Annotated in this window: 15 protein-coding genes; 6 read left to right on the top strand and 9 right to left on the bottom strand. The window is 63.3% G+C overall.

Annotated features, from left to right (window positions below; genetic code table 11):
* Nucleotides 1-65: 65 nt before the first annotated feature.
* The gene (gene panC, locus X730_RS159840; RefSeq protein ID WP_023688379.1) at nucleotides 66-923 is read right to left on the bottom strand and encodes a pantoate--beta-alanine ligase; all 858 of its coding nucleotides are present in this window, start codon (nucleotides 921-923) and stop codon (nucleotides 66-68) included.
* An 11-nt stretch (nucleotides 924-934) separates the two neighbouring features.
* Nucleotides 935-1,765: a 3-methyl-2-oxobutanoate hydroxymethyltransferase gene (panB, locus tag X730_RS159845; protein ID WP_023667492.1), complete on the bottom strand. Its 831-nt coding sequence runs from the start codon at nucleotides 1,763-1,765 to the stop codon at nucleotides 935-937.
* A 324-nt stretch (nucleotides 1,766-2,089) separates the two neighbouring features.
* Here panB and X730_RS159850 point away from each other — a divergent pair, with 324 nt between their 5' ends.
* The 3 genes from X730_RS159850 to X730_RS159860 all read left to right on the top strand — a co-directional run bounded on the left by X730_RS159850 (nucleotide 2,090) and on the right by X730_RS159860 (nucleotide 3,614).
* Entirely contained in the window at nucleotides 2,090-2,488 is a 399-nt protein-coding gene (locus tag X730_RS159850) for an NADH:ubiquinone oxidoreductase subunit NDUFA12 (RefSeq protein WP_023667491.1), read from the top strand.
* A gap of 115 nt (nucleotides 2,489-2,603) precedes the next feature.
* The gene (locus tag X730_RS159855) at nucleotides 2,604-3,155 is read left to right on the top strand and encodes a DUF2155 domain-containing protein (RefSeq protein ID WP_023825617.1); all 552 of its coding nucleotides are present in this window, start codon (nucleotides 2,604-2,606) and stop codon (nucleotides 3,153-3,155) included.
* Nucleotides 3,156-3,230: 75 nt separating this feature from the next.
* Entirely contained in the window at nucleotides 3,231-3,614 is a 384-nt protein-coding gene (locus X730_RS159860; protein WP_023691220.1) for a hypothetical protein, read from the top strand.
* A 42-nt stretch (nucleotides 3,615-3,656) separates the two neighbouring features.
* On the opposite strand, the gene aat is transcribed toward X730_RS159860, so the two are convergent.
* The 6 genes from aat to X730_RS159890 all read right to left on the bottom strand — a co-directional run bounded on the left by aat (nucleotide 3,657) and on the right by X730_RS159890 (nucleotide 9,002).
* Entirely contained in the window at nucleotides 3,657-4,274 is a 618-nt protein-coding gene (gene aat, locus X730_RS159865; protein WP_023681498.1) for a leucyl/phenylalanyl-tRNA--protein transferase, read from the bottom strand.
* A gap of 27 nt (nucleotides 4,275-4,301) precedes the next feature.
* Complete coding sequence (gene accC / locus X730_RS159870; protein WP_023681497.1) at nucleotides 4,302-5,645, bottom strand: acetyl-CoA carboxylase biotin carboxylase subunit; 1,344 nt, start codon at nucleotides 5,643-5,645, stop codon at nucleotides 4,302-4,304.
* Between the two features lie 10 nt (nucleotides 5,646-5,655).
* A complete protein-coding gene (accB, locus tag X730_RS159875; RefSeq protein WP_023681496.1) occupies nucleotides 5,656-6,120 on the bottom strand; it encodes an acetyl-CoA carboxylase biotin carboxyl carrier protein in 465 nt (154 codons plus the stop codon).
* A gap of 26 nt (nucleotides 6,121-6,146) precedes the next feature.
* Complete coding sequence (gene aroQ / locus X730_RS159880) at nucleotides 6,147-6,581, bottom strand: type II 3-dehydroquinate dehydratase (protein ID WP_023667485.1); 435 nt, start codon at nucleotides 6,579-6,581, stop codon at nucleotides 6,147-6,149.
* A gap of 150 nt (nucleotides 6,582-6,731) precedes the next feature.
* Nucleotides 6,732-7,535 carry a DsbA family protein gene (locus X730_RS159885; RefSeq protein WP_023667484.1) on the bottom strand — a complete coding sequence of 268 codons (804 nt, stop codon included), beginning with the start codon at nucleotides 7,533-7,535 and terminating at the stop codon, nucleotides 6,732-6,734.
* Nucleotides 7,536-7,589: 54 nt separating this feature from the next.
* Nucleotides 7,590-9,002 carry a M48 family metalloprotease gene (locus X730_RS159890; protein WP_023691221.1) on the bottom strand — a complete coding sequence of 471 codons (1,413 nt, stop codon included), beginning with the start codon at nucleotides 9,000-9,002 and terminating at the stop codon, nucleotides 7,590-7,592.
* Between the two features lie 144 nt (nucleotides 9,003-9,146).
* On the opposite strand from X730_RS159890, the gene X730_RS159895 reads away from it, so the two are divergent.
* Together X730_RS159895 and X730_RS159900 are read left to right on the top strand one after the other, a co-directional pair.
* Nucleotides 9,147-10,295 (top strand): aminotransferase class I/II-fold pyridoxal phosphate-dependent enzyme, encoded by a 1,149-nt coding sequence (locus X730_RS159895; RefSeq protein WP_023825616.1) that lies wholly within the window; start codon nucleotides 9,147-9,149, stop codon nucleotides 10,293-10,295.
* 11 nt (nucleotides 10,296-10,306) lie between these two features.
* Complete coding sequence (locus tag X730_RS159900) at nucleotides 10,307-11,236, top strand: glutaminase (protein WP_023734404.1); 930 nt, start codon at nucleotides 10,307-10,309, stop codon at nucleotides 11,234-11,236.
* Nucleotides 11,237-11,329: 93 nt separating this feature from the next.
* Here X730_RS159900 and X730_RS159905 read toward each other — a convergent pair whose 3' ends face one another.
* Nucleotides 11,330-14,248: a ribonuclease E/G gene (locus X730_RS159905; protein WP_023825615.1), complete on the bottom strand. Its 2,919-nt coding sequence runs from the start codon at nucleotides 14,246-14,248 to the stop codon at nucleotides 11,330-11,332.
* Between the two features lie 648 nt (nucleotides 14,249-14,896).
* Between X730_RS159905 and X730_RS159910 the strand changes: the two genes are divergently transcribed.
* Nucleotides 14,897-16,156, top strand: coding sequence for an N-acetylmuramoyl-L-alanine amidase (locus X730_RS159910; protein WP_023695365.1), 1,260 nt, complete (start codon nucleotides 14,897-14,899; stop codon nucleotides 16,154-16,156).
* The last annotated feature ends 182 nt before the right edge of the window (nucleotides 16,157-16,338 follow it).

The raw sequence follows: 16,338 nt of genomic DNA, 5'->3' as shown, positions 1-16,338 counted from the left end.
GCCGTTGTCTAAGAGCACTTGGGCCGCTCTGCGATACAAATCAAAGTGAACGGAATTGCAATTTTTCAGGGAATAAATGAGGAAACTTCCACATTGTCGATCAACCTGGTTCTGCCAAGCCACGCCGCGGCAAGCAGGCGGCCATCGCCGTCACGCCGCCACGAGGTGAGCGTCAGGCTCTTGCGCGCGGCGACATAGTCGACGCTGTCGAAGCCTGCCTCGAGAAGCGCGGCAGTGGCTTTGCCGGTGACGCCGTTTTCATCGGCGCCGGCCGCGAGCGCTGCCGCCGTCTGGCGCAAGATGACATTGAGCTGTCGCGCGACGTCGAGTTCGGCGGCGTCGAGATAGGCGTTGCGCGACGACATTGCCAGGCCATGCGCATCGCGCACGGTTGGCGCGCCGACGATTTCCACCGGAAGGTCAAGATCGCGGCAGAGCTTTCGGACGACGCAAAGCTGCTGGTAGTCTTTTTCGCCGAAGATGGCGTAGTCGGGCAGGGCTTGCAGAAAGAGCTTGGCCACGACCGTGGCGACGCCCTCGAAGAAGGTCGGCCTGAAATCCGATTCCAGGCCAGAAGACGGGCCGCCGACCGAAATCTTCGTCGCAAAGCCTGCCGGATACATCTCGGAAACCGTAGGCGTGAAGGCAAGCTGTGCGCCGGCCTCGGTCAGCCGGTCGAGATCGCGGGCCAGCTGACGCGGATACTTGTCGAGATCTTCAGTGGGGGCGAACTGGGCCGGGTTGACGAAGATCGAGACGACGCAGCGATCGGCGGTTGCGAGCGCGGCCCCGACCAGCGAGATATGGCCGTCATGCAAAGCGCCCATGGTCGGCACCATGGCGACGCTCAGGCCTTCGCGCCGCCATTCGCGGATCTGCGCGCGAAGGCCGGGCACGGTGTCGACGACGAGCGGCTGGCTGATGGGGGGCCGGTTCATGCCTTGTCCTTGTCGCTCGCGGCTGAAAAGACGTGGCCCGGCCCGGGGAAGGTGCGGCTGCGCACCTCCGCTGCGTAGCGCGCCGCGGCATCGGCGACCGCGCTGCGCAAATCGGCGTATTCCTTGACGAATTTCGGCACCCGGTCGACCGTCAGGCCGACCATGTCGTCGATGACCAGGATCTGGCCGTCGCAATCGCGGCTGGCGCCGATGCCAATGGTGGGAATGGCAATGCGCCGGGTGAGGTCGGCGGCAACGGTCTCGACCGTGCCCTCGATGACCAGCGAAAACGTGCCGGCTTTCTCGACCGCGTCGGCGTCGCGCATGAGCGCGGCCACATTCTCCGGCGTGCGGCCCTTGATCTTGTAGCCACCGTCCTTTTCCACCGATTGCGGCTGCAAGCCGATATGGCCCATCACTGGAATGCCGGCCGCGACGATTGCCGCGATCTGGAGGGCGACTTCGACGCCGCCTTCCAGCTTCACCGCCTGGCAGCCGGTTTCCTCAGAGATGCGGCGCGCCGAGGCAAGGGCTTGCGCGGCCGAAGTCTCGTAGCTGCCGGCCGGCATATCGACCACCACGCAGGCCTTTGATGAACCGCGCATCACGGCCTGGCCATGGGCGATCATCATCTCCAGCGAGGCGCCGAGCGTGGTCTTGTGGCCATGCAGCACCATGGCAACGCTGTCGCCGACCAGGAGAAGGTCAACATGATCGTCGAGCAGGCGGGCGACGGGATAGGTGTAAGCGGTAAGGCATACGATCGGCACGCCGCCCTTGCGGGCGCGTATTGTCTCCGCACTGATCCTGGCGACAGCTAAGGCCATTCCTCACCTCCCGCAGCCGGCGTTGACTACAGCGCCGCGCGTCCCGTGGACGCGCAAAGGACGCTGTAGCACTTGGGTTTGCGCATGATCCTTTCCGAAAATCGATTTCGATTTTCGGGGTCATGCGGCAGCGCCGGGCGATGAGAGCTTTAGGAAGACGCAGCCGGCTTGGCAAGCGTCGGTTCGCAGGTGCGAAATGGATCGGCCAATGACCGAGCGTTTCGGCATGCCGTCAGTGCCGCAGGCGCCGCAAAACCCTTGCCTTCGCCAAGGCCTGACGCCATAAGCAGGGACAGCCACCGCCGCGCGCCCGCGAGGATCTGAATGAAAACTTTCCTTCTGCAGTTTTTCACCTGGTGGAACCGCCAGACGCTGGGAACCCGTTTTCACACCTGGCGCCACGGCAACAAGGTCGGCCAGGATGGGGCCGGCAACGTCTACTACGAAGGCGGCGTTGATTCGGAAGGCCGCACCCGCCGCTGGGTCATCTACGCCAATTATTCGGAGGCGTCGGCGATCCCCCCGGGCTGGCACGGCTGGATGCATCACCGCGTCGATGTGGCGCCGCCAAGCGACGACTATCGGCCGCGCGAATGGGAAAAGGCGCATGAGCCGAACCTCACGGGAACACCGGCGGCTTATCGCCCAAAGGGTTCCGTGCTCACCAATCAGCACCGTCCGCAGGTGACGGGCGACTACGATGCGTGGACGCCTGGTTCTTGACCGCCGGCCGGTCCTTTGTCGCCACAATTGGCGTTTAGCTGCTTGCTGATATGACAACGGCGAATAGCCTTGGGCGTGACAGAATCACCCGGGCCCAAACCACCGGTATCTCCGCATGAACATTTTCAGCCTGACATCGATGGCCGGACTGGCGGCAATTGGCGCTATCGGCATGTTCCCGACAGCGTTTGCCGCGGCGCAGGCGCCTGCGGCAGCACCCGCAATCTCCGATCGCATCACCAATCCGGTCGCCGAATTTGCCGGCATCGACAAGATCACCGGCCGTATCATCACCTTCGATGTCTACATCGACGAAACCGTGCAGTTCGGCGCTTTGCAGGTGACGCCGCGCATCTGCTATTCGCGGCCGGAGAATGAAGAGCCGAAGACCGATTCCTTCGTCGAAGTCGACGAAATCACGCTCGACCGCAAGATCCGCCGCATCTTCACCGGCTGGATGTTCGCCGAGAGCCCCGGCCTAAACGCCGTCGAGCACGCCGTCTATGACGTCTGGCTAAAGGGCTGCAAGCAGAAGTCGGATGTGCCGCCGCCCGACGCGGCCAATGCCGAGACGCCCAAGGTCGACACGTCCAAGCCAAAGCCCGCCGCTGCTCCGGCCGCCGAACAGCCGGACCCCACGGAGCCTGACGCGACCAACACCAACTGATCCTCCGGAACCGTCATGGCCACCATGCGTTGGGCCATGGACGACCGCGCATTTGCGCGCTTGGAGGATATTCTGATGTCGGACAGCAAACGGATCACGGCCAGCAAAGACGACCTGCTCGAACTCGAAAAGGGGTTCTGGACGGGCGACGAAGCTTACTACGCCGCCAATGTCGACACAGAATGCCTGGTGGCATTTCCTGAGATGGCACAGGCAATGAACAATGCCGATCTGGCCAAGACCGCGACCAAGCCCAACCGCTGGCGCGACCTTCAGATCGACCTCAAGGGTATCATCGAGCCCGGCAGCGACATTATTATGCTGACCTATGAGGCTCATGCGACACGGGAAAACGGCGAGCCCTACGCGGCGCTGGTCAGCACTGGCTATGTTCATCGTGTCAACGGCTGGAAGATGATGTTCCATTCGCAGACGCCGATGGAAACCGCGAAGGGCTGACCCCTTTCACCTGTCGAGCCGGCTCGGCCGCTCGGTCTCCGGTCAGGGATAAAAAACGGCTTCGCCCTTCAGCGCGTCGGCCAACATCTTCTCGTATTTGACGCGCGGCACGTCGACCGCGCCGAAGCGTTTGAGATGCTCGGTGGTGAATTGCGTGTCGAGCAGGGCAAAGCCGCGCGCCTTCAGCCGCTCGACCAGATGATACAGGCAGGTCTTGGACGCGTCGGTTTCCCGGGCGAACATGCTTTCGCCGAAGAACACGCGACCGAGCGAGACGCCATAGAGGCCGCCGACCAGCCGTTCCTCGCGCCATGCCTCGACCGAATGGCAGTGCCCAAGACGGTGCAGCTCGATATAGGCTTCGCGGATCGGCGCGTTGATCCAGGTCGAGCGGCGCTCCTCGCGCTTTTCGGCGCAGCCGTCGATCGTCGCCTCGAAATCGAAATCGAAGCGGATGTCGAACGGGTGCTTGCGGATCGTCTTCCGCAGGCTCTTCGGCGTGTGGAAGCCGTCGAGCGGGATGATGCCGCGCGTCTCCGGCCGCACCCAGAACACTTCCGGGTCGGAAGCGCTCTCCGCCATCGGGAAGACGCCCGAGGCATAGGCCTTGAGCAAGAGGTCGGTCGGAATGCGATAGCCGGGTGCGTAAGGGCGGGTCATCGCGGCATCATAGCGGCAATTCGGGCGCTATTCCTCTTTGGCCAGATACTTTTCCAGCCAGTGGATGTCGTAGTCGCCATTGGCGATATCGGCATTGCCGACCAGGTCGCGAAACAGCGGCAGCGTCGTTTTGATGCCGTCAACGACGAATTCGTCGAGCGCCCGGCGCAGCCGCATCATGCATTCGACGCGGTTGCGGCCGTGCACGATCAGCTTGCCGATCAGGCTGTCATAATAGGGCGGGATCTTGTAGCCGGAATAGACACCGGAATCGACGCGAATGCCGAGACCGCCAGGCGTGTGGAAATGCGTGATCGTGCCGGGCGAAGGCGTGAAGGTACGCGGATCCTCGGCATTGATGCGGCATTCGATGGCGTGGCCGTTGAACTTTATGTCCTCCTGGCGCACTGAAAGCCCGCCGCCGGAGGCGACGCGGATCTGTTCGTGCACGAGATCGATGCCGGTGATCGCCTCCGTCACCGGATGCTCGACCTGCAGACGCGTGTTCATCTCGATGAAGTAGAACTCGCCATTCTCGTACAGGAATTCGATGGTGCCTGCGCCGGAGTAGCCGAGGTCGGCGATGGCCTTGGCACAGATATTGCCGATGCGGGCGCGCTCCTCGGCGTTGAGGGCCGGCGAGGGCGCCTCTTCCCAGACTTTCTGGTGGCGGCGTTGCAGCGAACAGTCGCGCTCGCCGAAATGCACGCCGCGGCCGGCGCCGTCGCCGAATACCTGCACCTCGATGTGGCGCGGCTTTTCCAAGTATTTCTCGATGTAGACGGCATCGTCGCCGAAGGCCGCGCCGGCCTCCGTGCTGGCTGTCTGCAAGGCGATCTCGAGATCGGCTTCGGTAAGGGCGACCTTCATACCGCGCCCGCCACCGCCTGCCGAAGCCTTGATGATCACGGGATAGCCGATCTCGGCGGCAATGCGCCTGGCTTCCTTTTGGTCGGTGACGGCGCCGTCGGAGCCCGGCACAACCGGAATGCCGAGCCGCTTTGCGGTGCGCTTGGCCTCGATTTTGTCGCCCATGATGCGGATGTGGTCGCCCGATGGGCCGATGAATGTGATGTTGTGGGCGGCGAGAATGTCGGCGAACTTGGCGTTTTCCGACAGGAAGCCATAGCCCGGATGCACGGCATCGGCGCCTGTAATCTCGCAGGCTGCGACGATCTGGTGGATGTTGAGATAGCTGTCGCGCGACGGCGGCGGACCGATGCACACGCTTTCGTCGGCGAGCCTGACATGCATGGCGTCAGCGTCGGCGGTCGAATGCACGACCACGGTCTGGATGCCGAGTTCCTTGCAGGCGCGCAGCACCCGAAGCGCGATTTCGCCGCGGTTGGCGATGAGGATCTTCTGGAACATCCGGCCCGCTCTATTCGATCACGACGAGTGGCATGCCGTACTCGACCGGCTGGCCGTCCTCGAACAGGATCGCCGTCACCGTGCCGGCGCGCGGCGAAGGGATCTGGTTCATCGTCTTCATCGCTTCGATGATCAGCAGCGTCTGGCCTTCCTTGACCTTCTGGCCGACTTCGATGAAGGCCTTGGCGTCGGGCGAGGGCGCGAGATAAGCGGTGCCGACCATCGGCGAGGGGACCGCGTTCTTGGACGGATCGGCCACTGCTGGTGCGGCAGCCGCGCCGGCCGCGGGCTGCTGCGCTGCCGGAGCATAACCGGCCTGCGGTGCGGCGATGGCGTGGACGGCCGGCGCCTGGCGCGATACGCGCACCTTCAGGTCGCCGAGCTCGACTTCGATCTCGGTGAGATTGGTGTCGTTCAGTATGCCCGCCAGATCGCGGATCAGTTGCTGGTCAACACCGGTCTTCTTTATCGACATTTTCGAGCCTTCTGTTTGTGAGCCGGTCATAGGCGTGCCGCTAGCGCCTGCAGCGCCAGCGAGTAGCCAAGCGGTCCGAACCCGCAGATCATGCCGACAGCGACCGGCGCGACCATGGAGACGTGGCGGAATGGTTCCCGCGCGTGGATGTTGGAGAGGTGAACTTCGGCGACGGGCAGCGGCGCGACAGCGCGGATGGCGTCGTGAATGGCAATCGAGGTGTGGCTGTAGGCACCCGGATTGATGACGATGCCGGCTGCCTTGTCGCCGGCTTCCTGGATCCAGTCGACGAGGTCGCCCTCATGGTTCGACTGGCGAAAATCAATCTCGAGGCCAAGCGCGGCGCCCGCCTGCTTGCAGTCGTCGGCGATCGCGGCAAGCGTCTTGCCGCCATAGATGCCCGGCTCGCGCTTGCCGAGCGCGTTCAGGTTGGGGCCGTTCAGGACGAAAATCGTTTTCAAAAATGCCGACCTTTTCCGACGCCGGCCTCAAGCCGGCGCGCAGGGCCTTCTATAATGGGCATAGCCGCCCGCGGAAAGAGCACAAGTGCGATCTTTCACTGTCCACAACAGGCGGAAATGTGCCCGTGAGAAATAGGCTCGCGTGCAAGATCAGAGCGCGGCTTTCGCCGCCTCGATCTTTTCAGCCAGCACTTCCTGGCCGAGCGCCCCGAACACCACCTCATTGCCGACCACGTAGGAAGGCGTTCCGGTGATGGCCAGCTTGTTGGCGAGGTCGAAGGTCTTGGAGAAAGCCTCGGTGATGGTCGGATCCTTCATCTTCTCGCGCAATTTCGCCTCATCGGCGCCTAGCGACAGCGCAACCTTGATGGCCGCCGCCTCGGTGGCGCGGCCCTGGCCGCCGAGCAGGGCGTTGTGGAACTCGCCGTATTTCTCCGGATGCATCAGGTGGAAAGCCATCGAGACGACGCTGGCCTTTTGCGAATCCGGCCCGAGGATCGGGAATTCCTTGAGCACGAAGCGCAGCTCCGGATCGGCCTTTGTCAGAGCCTGCATGTCGTCGATGGCGCGTTTGCAGAAGCCGCAATTGTAGTCGTAGAATTCGACGATGGTGACCTTGCCCTTCGGATTGCCGACGACGCCGTCGAAGGTCGAGTTGAAAATCTCGGACTTGGCCTTCTCGATGACGCCGAGGCTGGCTATGCGCTGCTCTTCCTTCTGCTTGGCCTCGAGCGCCTCCTGCACTTCGAGCAGCACTTCGGGGTTCTTCAGGAGATAGTCGCGGATAATGCCCTCGACCTCGGTGCGATCGATCTTGGTGTCGGCAGAGGCGGTTTGCACGGTCTGCGCCGTGCCGGCCTTGGCCACCTGCGGACTGCCGGCGACGAACCCGAAAGCCAGCATGGCAAGAGCAGCCGCCACTCCCGTCGTGCCGAGCAATATTGCCTTGTTCATCGTCTGATCCTCTTTACCGGTTCCGGTCTATCCTAGTCGCCGCCGGCGACCGGTTCATTTCTTGAGTTTGCCTGAAGGGTTGTAGTTTATGATGTCCTGCGCCCGAATCCAGCCGGGTTCGCCACGCTTCAAGTCCTTTTGCGCGCGCATGGCGAAAATTTTCGCATTCGTGTAATCGCCGGAATAGAAATGGCCCTCGGCGGTGGCGAGTTCCGCCGCCGGAATGTTGCCAAGCTCGCCATAGGCCTGGGCGAGATAGCGGTATCCGACCGTGTTTTCCTTGTCGCGCCCGAGGCCGTTGTTGATCTGCACCACCGCCTTCTTCAGCGAATCGGGCGTGCCGATGGCCATCAGCGCCTGGCCGAGAGAAACGGGCAACAGGCCCGACCTCACCGGATCGAGGCTGACCGCCTTGGCATAGGCGTCCGCGGCGTCCTTGGGCTTGTTGGCCTTCATCAGTATGTCGCCGCGCATTTCCTGGAAGTAGGGGTTCTTCGGCTGTTCCTTGATCAGTGCATTGGCCTTGGTCAGCGCCGCACCCAGATTGCCGTAGAGATAGGCCATCTGCGCTTCGCCATAGCGCGAGGCGAGGCTGCCCGGGGCCTTGCGGATCAGCCGCGTGGCGGCGGCCTGGCCGCCCATATAGGCGGCGATCTTGATGCGCATCATGTCGTGCCGCTGCTGCAGTGCCGGCGGATCGACCTTGTCGACGTTAGGGCTCTGCTTGACCAGCACTTCGAGATTGGCGATGCGCTCCTGCGGCATCGGGTGGCTGATGCGGTAGGGATCGACCTGCGTGCCGGAAAGCGACAGCGCGCTCTGGAAGCGGGCGAAGGTCTTCAGCATGCCCATGCCGGACTGGCCGGTGGCATTGAGATAGGTGATGGCAGAGCGGTCGGCGGTCGACTCTTCGGTGCGCTGGTAGGCAAGAATGCTGCGCTGCGCCATCTCGCCGCCGCCCGCAGCCACGCCCATGCCGGCGCCGGCAAGGCCGCGGCTGTTGGTGGTGGCGCCGGCAACGATGGCGCCGGCGCCAAGCAGCGTGGCGATGATGGCCATGGTCTTGGCGCGCTCGAGCTGGTCGCGCAATTTCTGCTGATGGCCGCCGGCGATGTGGCCGGCCTCGTGGGCGATGACGCCGATGATCTCGTTGGGCGTTTCGGCCTGCATCAGCGCGCCGGTGTTGATGAACAGCCGGCGCCCGGTAACGAAGGCGTTGAAGCTCTGATCGTTGACCAGAACGATATCGACACCGTCATTGGCAAGACCGGCCGCCTTGAAGATCGGCCGCGCATAGTCGCGCACCAGCGCCTCGATCTCGGCATCGCGCACGACCGGCACCGCCTGCGCGAAGGCCGTCACCGAGCCGGTGACAGCGACGGCGGCGGCAAGCAAAAGCGTCGCGAAGCCGCGCGCTGTCTTCCCGATGGAAGATTTGGACATCGTCGATTTGGGTCGGCTCAGCATGAGGTCCACTGGTAAACGAGCGGGCGAACGATGAAAAGTCACGGCACCGAAACTAGGCGAACTTGTGATCCTCACATCAATCGGGCATTTGTGCGGCGCTGCCGCCGGTTCATGGCTTCGAGCGGCGGGCCGGACGGAGGTCAAATGGTAGTTTCGCTGTCGCGCCGCGGTGAAGTCGAGCCGTTTCACGCCATGGACATTCTGGCCGAAGCCAACCGGCTGAAGGCGACGGGCGTGCCTGTCGTCTCCATGGCCGTCGGCCAGCCATCCGATCCGGCGCCCGTGGGCGCGAGGGAAGCAGCCGCAAATGCGCTGAGGATCGGACGCATCGGCTATACCGACACGCTCGGTCTGGCGGATCTGCGCAAGGCGATCGCCGCGCATTATGGCGACCATTACGGGATCGATGTCTCGCCGAACCGGATCGCCGTGACCACGGGATCGTCGGCCGCCTTCAATCTGGCCTTCCTGGCGATGTTCGATCCCGGCGACCGCGTCGCCATCGCATCACCCGGCTATCCGGCCTACCGCAACATCATGGCCGCGCTCGGCATCGAGATCGTCGAGATCGAGCTCGGCACGGACGCCTACCTGCACGCCGAGCATTTGAAATCGGCGCACCAGGAAAAACCGCTGAAGGGCGTGTTGTTCGCCAGCCCGGCCAATCCGACAGGTGCGGTCATTCCCGTCGACGAGTTGTCCGCACTGGTGAGGACAGCCGAAGAACTCGGCATCGCGGTGATATCGGACGAAATCTATCATCGGCTGGCCTATGCCGCGCCCGACACCACTGCGCTGGCCCATGGCTCAGGCGTGACGGTGATCAATTCCTTCTCGAAATATTATTGCATGACCGGCTGGCGCATTGGCTGGATGGTGCTGCCGGAAGCTCTGGTGAGGCCGATCGAGCGCATCGCCCAGAGCCTCTACATCTCGCCGCCGGAACTGTCGCAGATCGCGGCGATCGAAGCCTTCAAGGCGACGCAAGAGCTGGAAGCGGTGAAGGCGCGCTATGCCTGGAACCGCGAGCTGTTGATGCGGCGCCTGCCGGAACTCGGATTTCCCTTGGCGGCGCCGATGGACGGCGCCTTCTACGCTTTCTGCGATGTCACCCGGCATACCAATGACAGCATGGCCTTTGCGCGCAAAATGCTGGCCGAAGCGCATGTGGCGGCGACGCCCGGTCGCGATTTCGATCCGCTGGCAGGACACCGCACGATGCGCTTTTCCTATGCCGGCAGCCATGACGACATGGTCGAGGCGATGGCGCGCATCGAGCGCTGGCTGAAATAGCGGGGACGAGCATGCCGGATCTTAAACAAGCGCTGGCCGACGTCGCCGCCGAGATGGCCGAGCGCTCCGATCGCGGCGAGGTCGCCACCTACATTCCGCAGCTCGGCAAGGTCGATCCGAACAAATTCGGCATTGCCGCCGTGACCAATGACGGCCGCGTGCTGGTCGCCGGCGACGCCGACCAGGCGTTTTCGATCCAGTCCATCTCCAAGGTGTTTACGCTTACGTTGGCGCTCGGCAATGTCGGCGACGCGCTGTGGCAGCGTGTCGGACGCGAGCCGTCGGGCAATCCGTTCAACTCGATCGTGCAACTCGAGCATGAGAACGGCATTCCGCGCAATCCGTTCATCAATGCCGGCGCCATCGTCGTCTCCGACATACTGCTTGCCGGCCACCAGCCGCGCGAGGCGATCGGCGAAATCCTGCGCTTCATCCAGTTCCTTGCCGATGACGAAACCATCATCATCGACCGCGAGGTCGCGGCTTCCGAACGCGCCACCGGCTATCGCAACTTCGCGCTTGCCAACTACATGAAATCCTTCGGCAATCTCAACCATGCACCCGAGCTGTCGCTGGGCGTGTACTTCCACCATTGCGCCATCGCCATGAGCTGCCGGCAATTGGCGCTGGCCGGCCGCTTCCTCGCCAATGGCGGCAGAAACCCGGCAACCGGGCACTCCGTGGTGTCTGCCGAGCGGGCGCGGCGCATCGGCGCCATGATGCTGACCTGCGGCCACTATGACGGCTCCGGCGATTTCGCCTTCCGTGTCGGCATTCCGGGAAAAAGCGGCGTCGGCGGGGGCATATTGGGGATCGTGCCGGGTGTGGCTTCACTCGCCGTATGGTCGCCGGGCTTGAACGCCAACGGCAATTCCAAGCTGGGGTCGATCGCCTTGGAAAAACTGGCCAGGATGATGAACTGGTCGATTTTCGCCCCCTGACGCCTTCCATCATTCGCGCATGCAAAAATCCCGCGCCGTGGTTTGAACGGCGCGGGATTTTTGTCAGGAACCTATCTTAATCGGCTGAATAGCTTAGAAAAAGCCCTTCCGCTGCCACCAGCCGGCGCGCTTCGGCTTTTCCTCGGCCTTTGCCTCGTCGGCAACGCTGGAGGAAACCACCGGCACCGCGGTGGTATCCGCGGCCACGGCTTTGCGCCGTGACGGGCGAGCCTTGGCGGGCTCGTCGTCGACGGTCGTTTCCGTGGCGGCATCGGCCGCAGCGGGGGCGGCTGCTTCGACGGCAGCTTCCGGTGCAGCCTCGGCCGCCGTCTCATCGGCGACTTCCACCACAGCCTTCTTTGCCCTTGAAGCGCGCTTCTTCTTCGGCTTTTCGGCTGGAGCGTCGTCGTTCGCCGCGGCGGGAGCCGCTGCTTCTTCAACCGCTACGGCTGCTACGGGCTCGCTTGCGGCCGTTCCGACTTCAGCGGCCTCGGCCACCGAGGCGGTTTCGCCGGCTTCGGTCTCCGTGCCGTCTTCGCGACGATTGCGCTTGCCGCCGCGCTTGCCGCGACGGCGCTTCTTGCCCTGGGCGTCATCTGATGCTTCCACCGTTTCGACGGCGCCAACCTGGGCTTCGTCTTGCTGTGTTGCATCGTCATCGCCTGGTTCAGCGGCAAAGTCGTCGCTTGCCGCCGAAACCGAAGCACCTTCGGCGCCATGCTCGCGATCGCCATGTTCGCGTTCGCGATCCTTGCCGCCGCGCCGCCTGCGGCGCTTGCGACGCTTGCGGTCGCGGCCTTCGCCGTCCTCAGCCGATCTCGGCTGCTGCTGCTGCGATTGCGGCTGCGCCTGGCGCGGCTGCTCGGCCTGTACCACAACCTCGTCGTCTTCCTCCTCGATGACGATCTCGTCCTCGGGCTCTTCCGGCTCGACATAGGCCGGGAAGGTTCGCGCTTCGACAAAGCCTTCCGGCTTTTCGGCAATGGCGCCGCGGAAGATCGCGTAGTGCTGCACACCGACCGTATCATCGGCCTCGACGGTGATGGTCAGGCCAAAGCGGCTTTCGAGTTCCACCAGCGTGCCGCGCTTGTGGTTGAGCACATAGAGAGCGGTCGCCGCCGGGGTTCGCACCGTGATGTGGCTGCGCGAATCCTTGAGCAGGAATTCCTCGATCGCCCGCACCACCATCAGCGCCACCGACGAATCGGAGCGCACATGGCCAGTGCCGCCGCAATGAGGGCACGGCTTCATGGTTGATTCCAGCACGCTGGCGCGGATGCGCTGGCGCGACATCTCCATCAGACCGAAATGCGAGATGCGGCCGACCTGGATGCGGGCTCGGTCGTTCTTGAGGTGATCCTTCAGCCGCTTCTCGACGGAGCGGTTGTTGCGGTTCTCCTCCATGTCGATGAAGTCGATGACGATCAGGCCGGCGAGATCGCGCAGCCTCAATTGCCTGGCGACTTCTTCCGCCGCTTCAAGGTTGGTGTGGAGAGCGGTGTCCTCGATCGAGTGCTCCTTGGTGGAGCGGCCCGAATTGACGTCGATGGCGACCAGCGCCTCGGTCTGGTTGATGATGATATAGCCGCCGCTCTTCAGCGTCACCTGCGGCTGCAGCATGCGGTCGAGTTGCGCCTCGATCCCGTTGCGCACGAAGATCGGCGTCGTGTCGCGGAACGGCTGAACCACCTTGGCGTGGCTCGGCATCAGCATGCGCATGAAATCCTTGGCCTCGCGGTAGCCTTCCTCGCCGGAGACAAGAATCTCGTCAATATCCTTGTTGTAGAGGTCGCGCACCGAGCGCTTGATCAGGCTGCCTTCCTCATAGACGAGGGCAGGGGCGGTGGATTGCAGCGTCAGATTGCGGACGTTTTCCCAAAGCCGCATCAGATATTCGTAGTCGCGCTTGATTTCCGCCTTGGTGCGGCTTTCGCCGGCGGTGCGCAGGATGACGCCCATGCCCTGCGGCACTTCGAGATCGGCAACGACCTCCTTGAGGCGCTTGCGGTCGACGGCACTGGTGATCTTGCGCGAAATGCCGCCGCCGCGTGCGGTGTTGGGCATCAGCACGGAATAGCGGCCGGCAAGCGACAGATAGGTGGTGAGCGCAGCGCCCTTGTTGCCGCGCTCTTCCTTGACCACCTGCACCAGCAGGATCTGCCGGCGCTTGATGACTTCCTGAATCTTGTACTGGCGGCGCACCGGCTTGCGGCGGCTGCGCACCTCTTCCAGCGCATCCTCGGCGCCTACGGATTCGATCTCGTGGTCGTCCGGATGCGAGGACTGCACCTCTTCCAGCATGCCGCGGTCATTGTCCCCGGAGGTGGCTTCGCCACTTGCCTCGCTGGACGACCTTTCGTCACCCGGCTCCGCCGCAGGGACAGCTTCGGAGATCACATCCGCTTCGACGCTTGCCGCGATCGATGTCGGGCCGCCTTCCGACGGTTCGCTCCTGGATGTCTCGGCGTCGGAGGCTTCGCTGTCGCCATGCCCGGCATGATCGTCATGCCCGGCGGTATCGGCCGCGGCATGCTCGGAAGCAGGCGCTTCGGAGACGGCATCGCTGCCGGCATCGCCATGTTCGCCGTTCTCATCATCGGCGCCGGCGTCGCGCTTGTGTTCGCCTCGCTCACGACCCTTGCCGCCGCGCCGGCGGCCGCGCCGGCCGCGATCGCGGCTCTGGCGGTCGTCGCCGTCATTGTCCTCGTTCTCCTCGTCCTCGGCTTCCTGCGCTTCAGCGCGCAGCAAAGCCTGACGATCGGCGACCGGGATCTGGTAATAGTCGGGGTGAATTTCACTGAAGGCGAGGAAACCGTGACGGTTGCCGCCATATTCGACAAAGGCTGCCTGAAGGGAAGGTTCGACGCGCGTTACGCGGGCGAGATAGATGTTTCCTTTGAGCTGCTTCTTGTCCTGAGATTCAAAGTCGAATTCTTCAATACGGTTACCGCGGATAACGACAACGCGTGTTTCCTCCGGGTGGGAGGCGTCTATCAGCATTTTGTTGGGCATTATTTCGTTTCCTCCCGGCAGCCGTCAGCCGCAGCTTGCGAGGCAAAGCCCGCTGCTGCGTGTCTGGGATGTGGGTGCCGGATGTCTGAATGTCCGCCGGACGCCGCTTGAGCGCCATGGCGGTGCCGCCCGCAGCCACAATGGCGCGGTTTGATGCGGACCTTTCCATGATTGCGCTTGAAGCCATCGTCACCAGCAGAACCTTTTGAACCAAAGCCCGGACGAACCGGACCAGCTTGTTTGCTCATACAGAGCCGGCACGGGAACAAACCCGGCCGTTTTCCTCACGCAGGCGATTCCCCCGCCACGGGCGCACACCTGCGAAATTCGTCGCGATCACCTGAAGCCTTTTCGCGGGAAGCGAAAGGAGCCGCCTTTCATCTGACCTGTAGCAGGAAGCTGCGGGAGAAGCGGTTCCAGGATTGCAGTGATCCACCATCGCTTTTATGATTTGACGGGGTGGAAGGCAACCCCGATTTCGGATGCCGGCAAAAAGCAGTGCCGTAACGGAAGCACAGGCCTTAATCCTCAATGAAAAGGCTTGGTTAACCTTCTCTGGATACCAATCGTTAATCGAGTCTGCGGCCTGACCGGCATTTCGACCAACCACGCGGGCGCAAGGCGCCAAACCAGGAGCGACTGCAAGAAATGGGACTGGCGGGCACCACAGACAAGGGCCATGGCCGTGCAGGCCGTTTCCTGCGCGCTGCCGGTGTGCTGTTGCTGCTGGCGCTTTGCCTTGCTTTTGCGCCGGTTTCACGCGCCGCCGATGCGCCACTCGGCGCCACCGCCTACAAGATGGCCGGCGACGCAACCAAGATGCGCATCGTCATCGATTTCGACCGCGAGCCCGACATCAAATGGTTCCTGCTGCGCGGCCCCAACCGGCTGGTCGTGGACCTGCCGCGCACCCGATTCGCCATTGGCGCGAAGGACGCCAAGGCCCGCGGCCTGGTCAAAGCGGTGCGTTATGGCGATCAGGGCGAGGGATCGCGGCTGATCCTGACCGGCAAGGGGCCGTTCTCGGTCGACAAGCTCGAGGTGCTCAAGAACGAGGACGGCGCAGGCTATCGCATCGCCATCGACATGTCGGCAGCCTCCGACCGCGAGTTCGACGAAGCCCTTGCCAACCAGGCGCTGACCACTGGCTCGACCGTCTCCACCGACAAGGGCTCCAGGGTCGGCACAGGGCCGATCTCCAATCCCGGGCATCGCTTCACCATCGTCATCGATCCCGGCCATGGCGGCATCGACGGTGGCGCCGAAGGCCTCAACGGCACCATCGAGAAGAACGTGACCTTGGCCTTTGCCACTGAATTGCGCGACAAGCTCGCCACCGTCGGCAACTACGACGTGTTCATGACGCGCGACACCGACGAGTTCCTGCGGCTCGATGACCGCGTGCGCATCGCCCGGCAGCACGAGGCTGACCTTTTGATCTCGATCCATGCCGACACGATCAGCGTCAAGGGTATCAGAGGCGCCACCGTCTATACCGTCTCCGACAAGGCGTCCGATCCGCAAGCGCAGGCGCTTGCCGACCGTGAAAACCTCTCCGACCAGTTCGCCGGCATGGTGATCAAGGACGACAACAAGGAAGTCACCGACATACTGATCGACCTGATCCGCCGCGAGACGCATAATTTCTCGATGAGCTTTGCCCACACTCTGGTCGGCCAGTTGTCCACCAGCGTCGGCCTGATCAACAATCCGCAGCGTTCGGCCGGCTTCAAAGTGCTGAAAGCGCCCGATGTGCCGTCGGTGCTGGTGGAACTCGGCTATCTCTCCAACGCCAAGGATGAGGCGCAACTGCTCGACGCCGACTGGCGCGGCAAGGCGGCGCAGAGCATCACCAACGCCGTCGCCCTGTTTGCCTCCGCCAAGATGGGAACGGGAACCGGAGGCTGAGATGGTCGCCGCCGCCCACGACCGGAGGCAGCGTTGCACGGGGACAACACCAGGCGCTTTTATTTCCGGTGGGGGATGCCGAAACCGGGCACTGCCGTATTTTGCCCACATGGTGGCGACATGGGTTTTCCATCACGGATCGGGACAGTTGCGAAGGCTTGCGCGAAAGGCGGCTTCGTCTA

Origin of the sequence: Mesorhizobium sp. L103C131B0, from assembly GCF_000502275.1 — a bacterium.
Taxonomy (GTDB): domain Bacteria; phylum Pseudomonadota; class Alphaproteobacteria; order Rhizobiales; family Rhizobiaceae; genus Mesorhizobium.
Note: the sequence above shows the minus strand (reverse complement) of the source record. Positions and strands in the feature narration are given on the sequence as shown.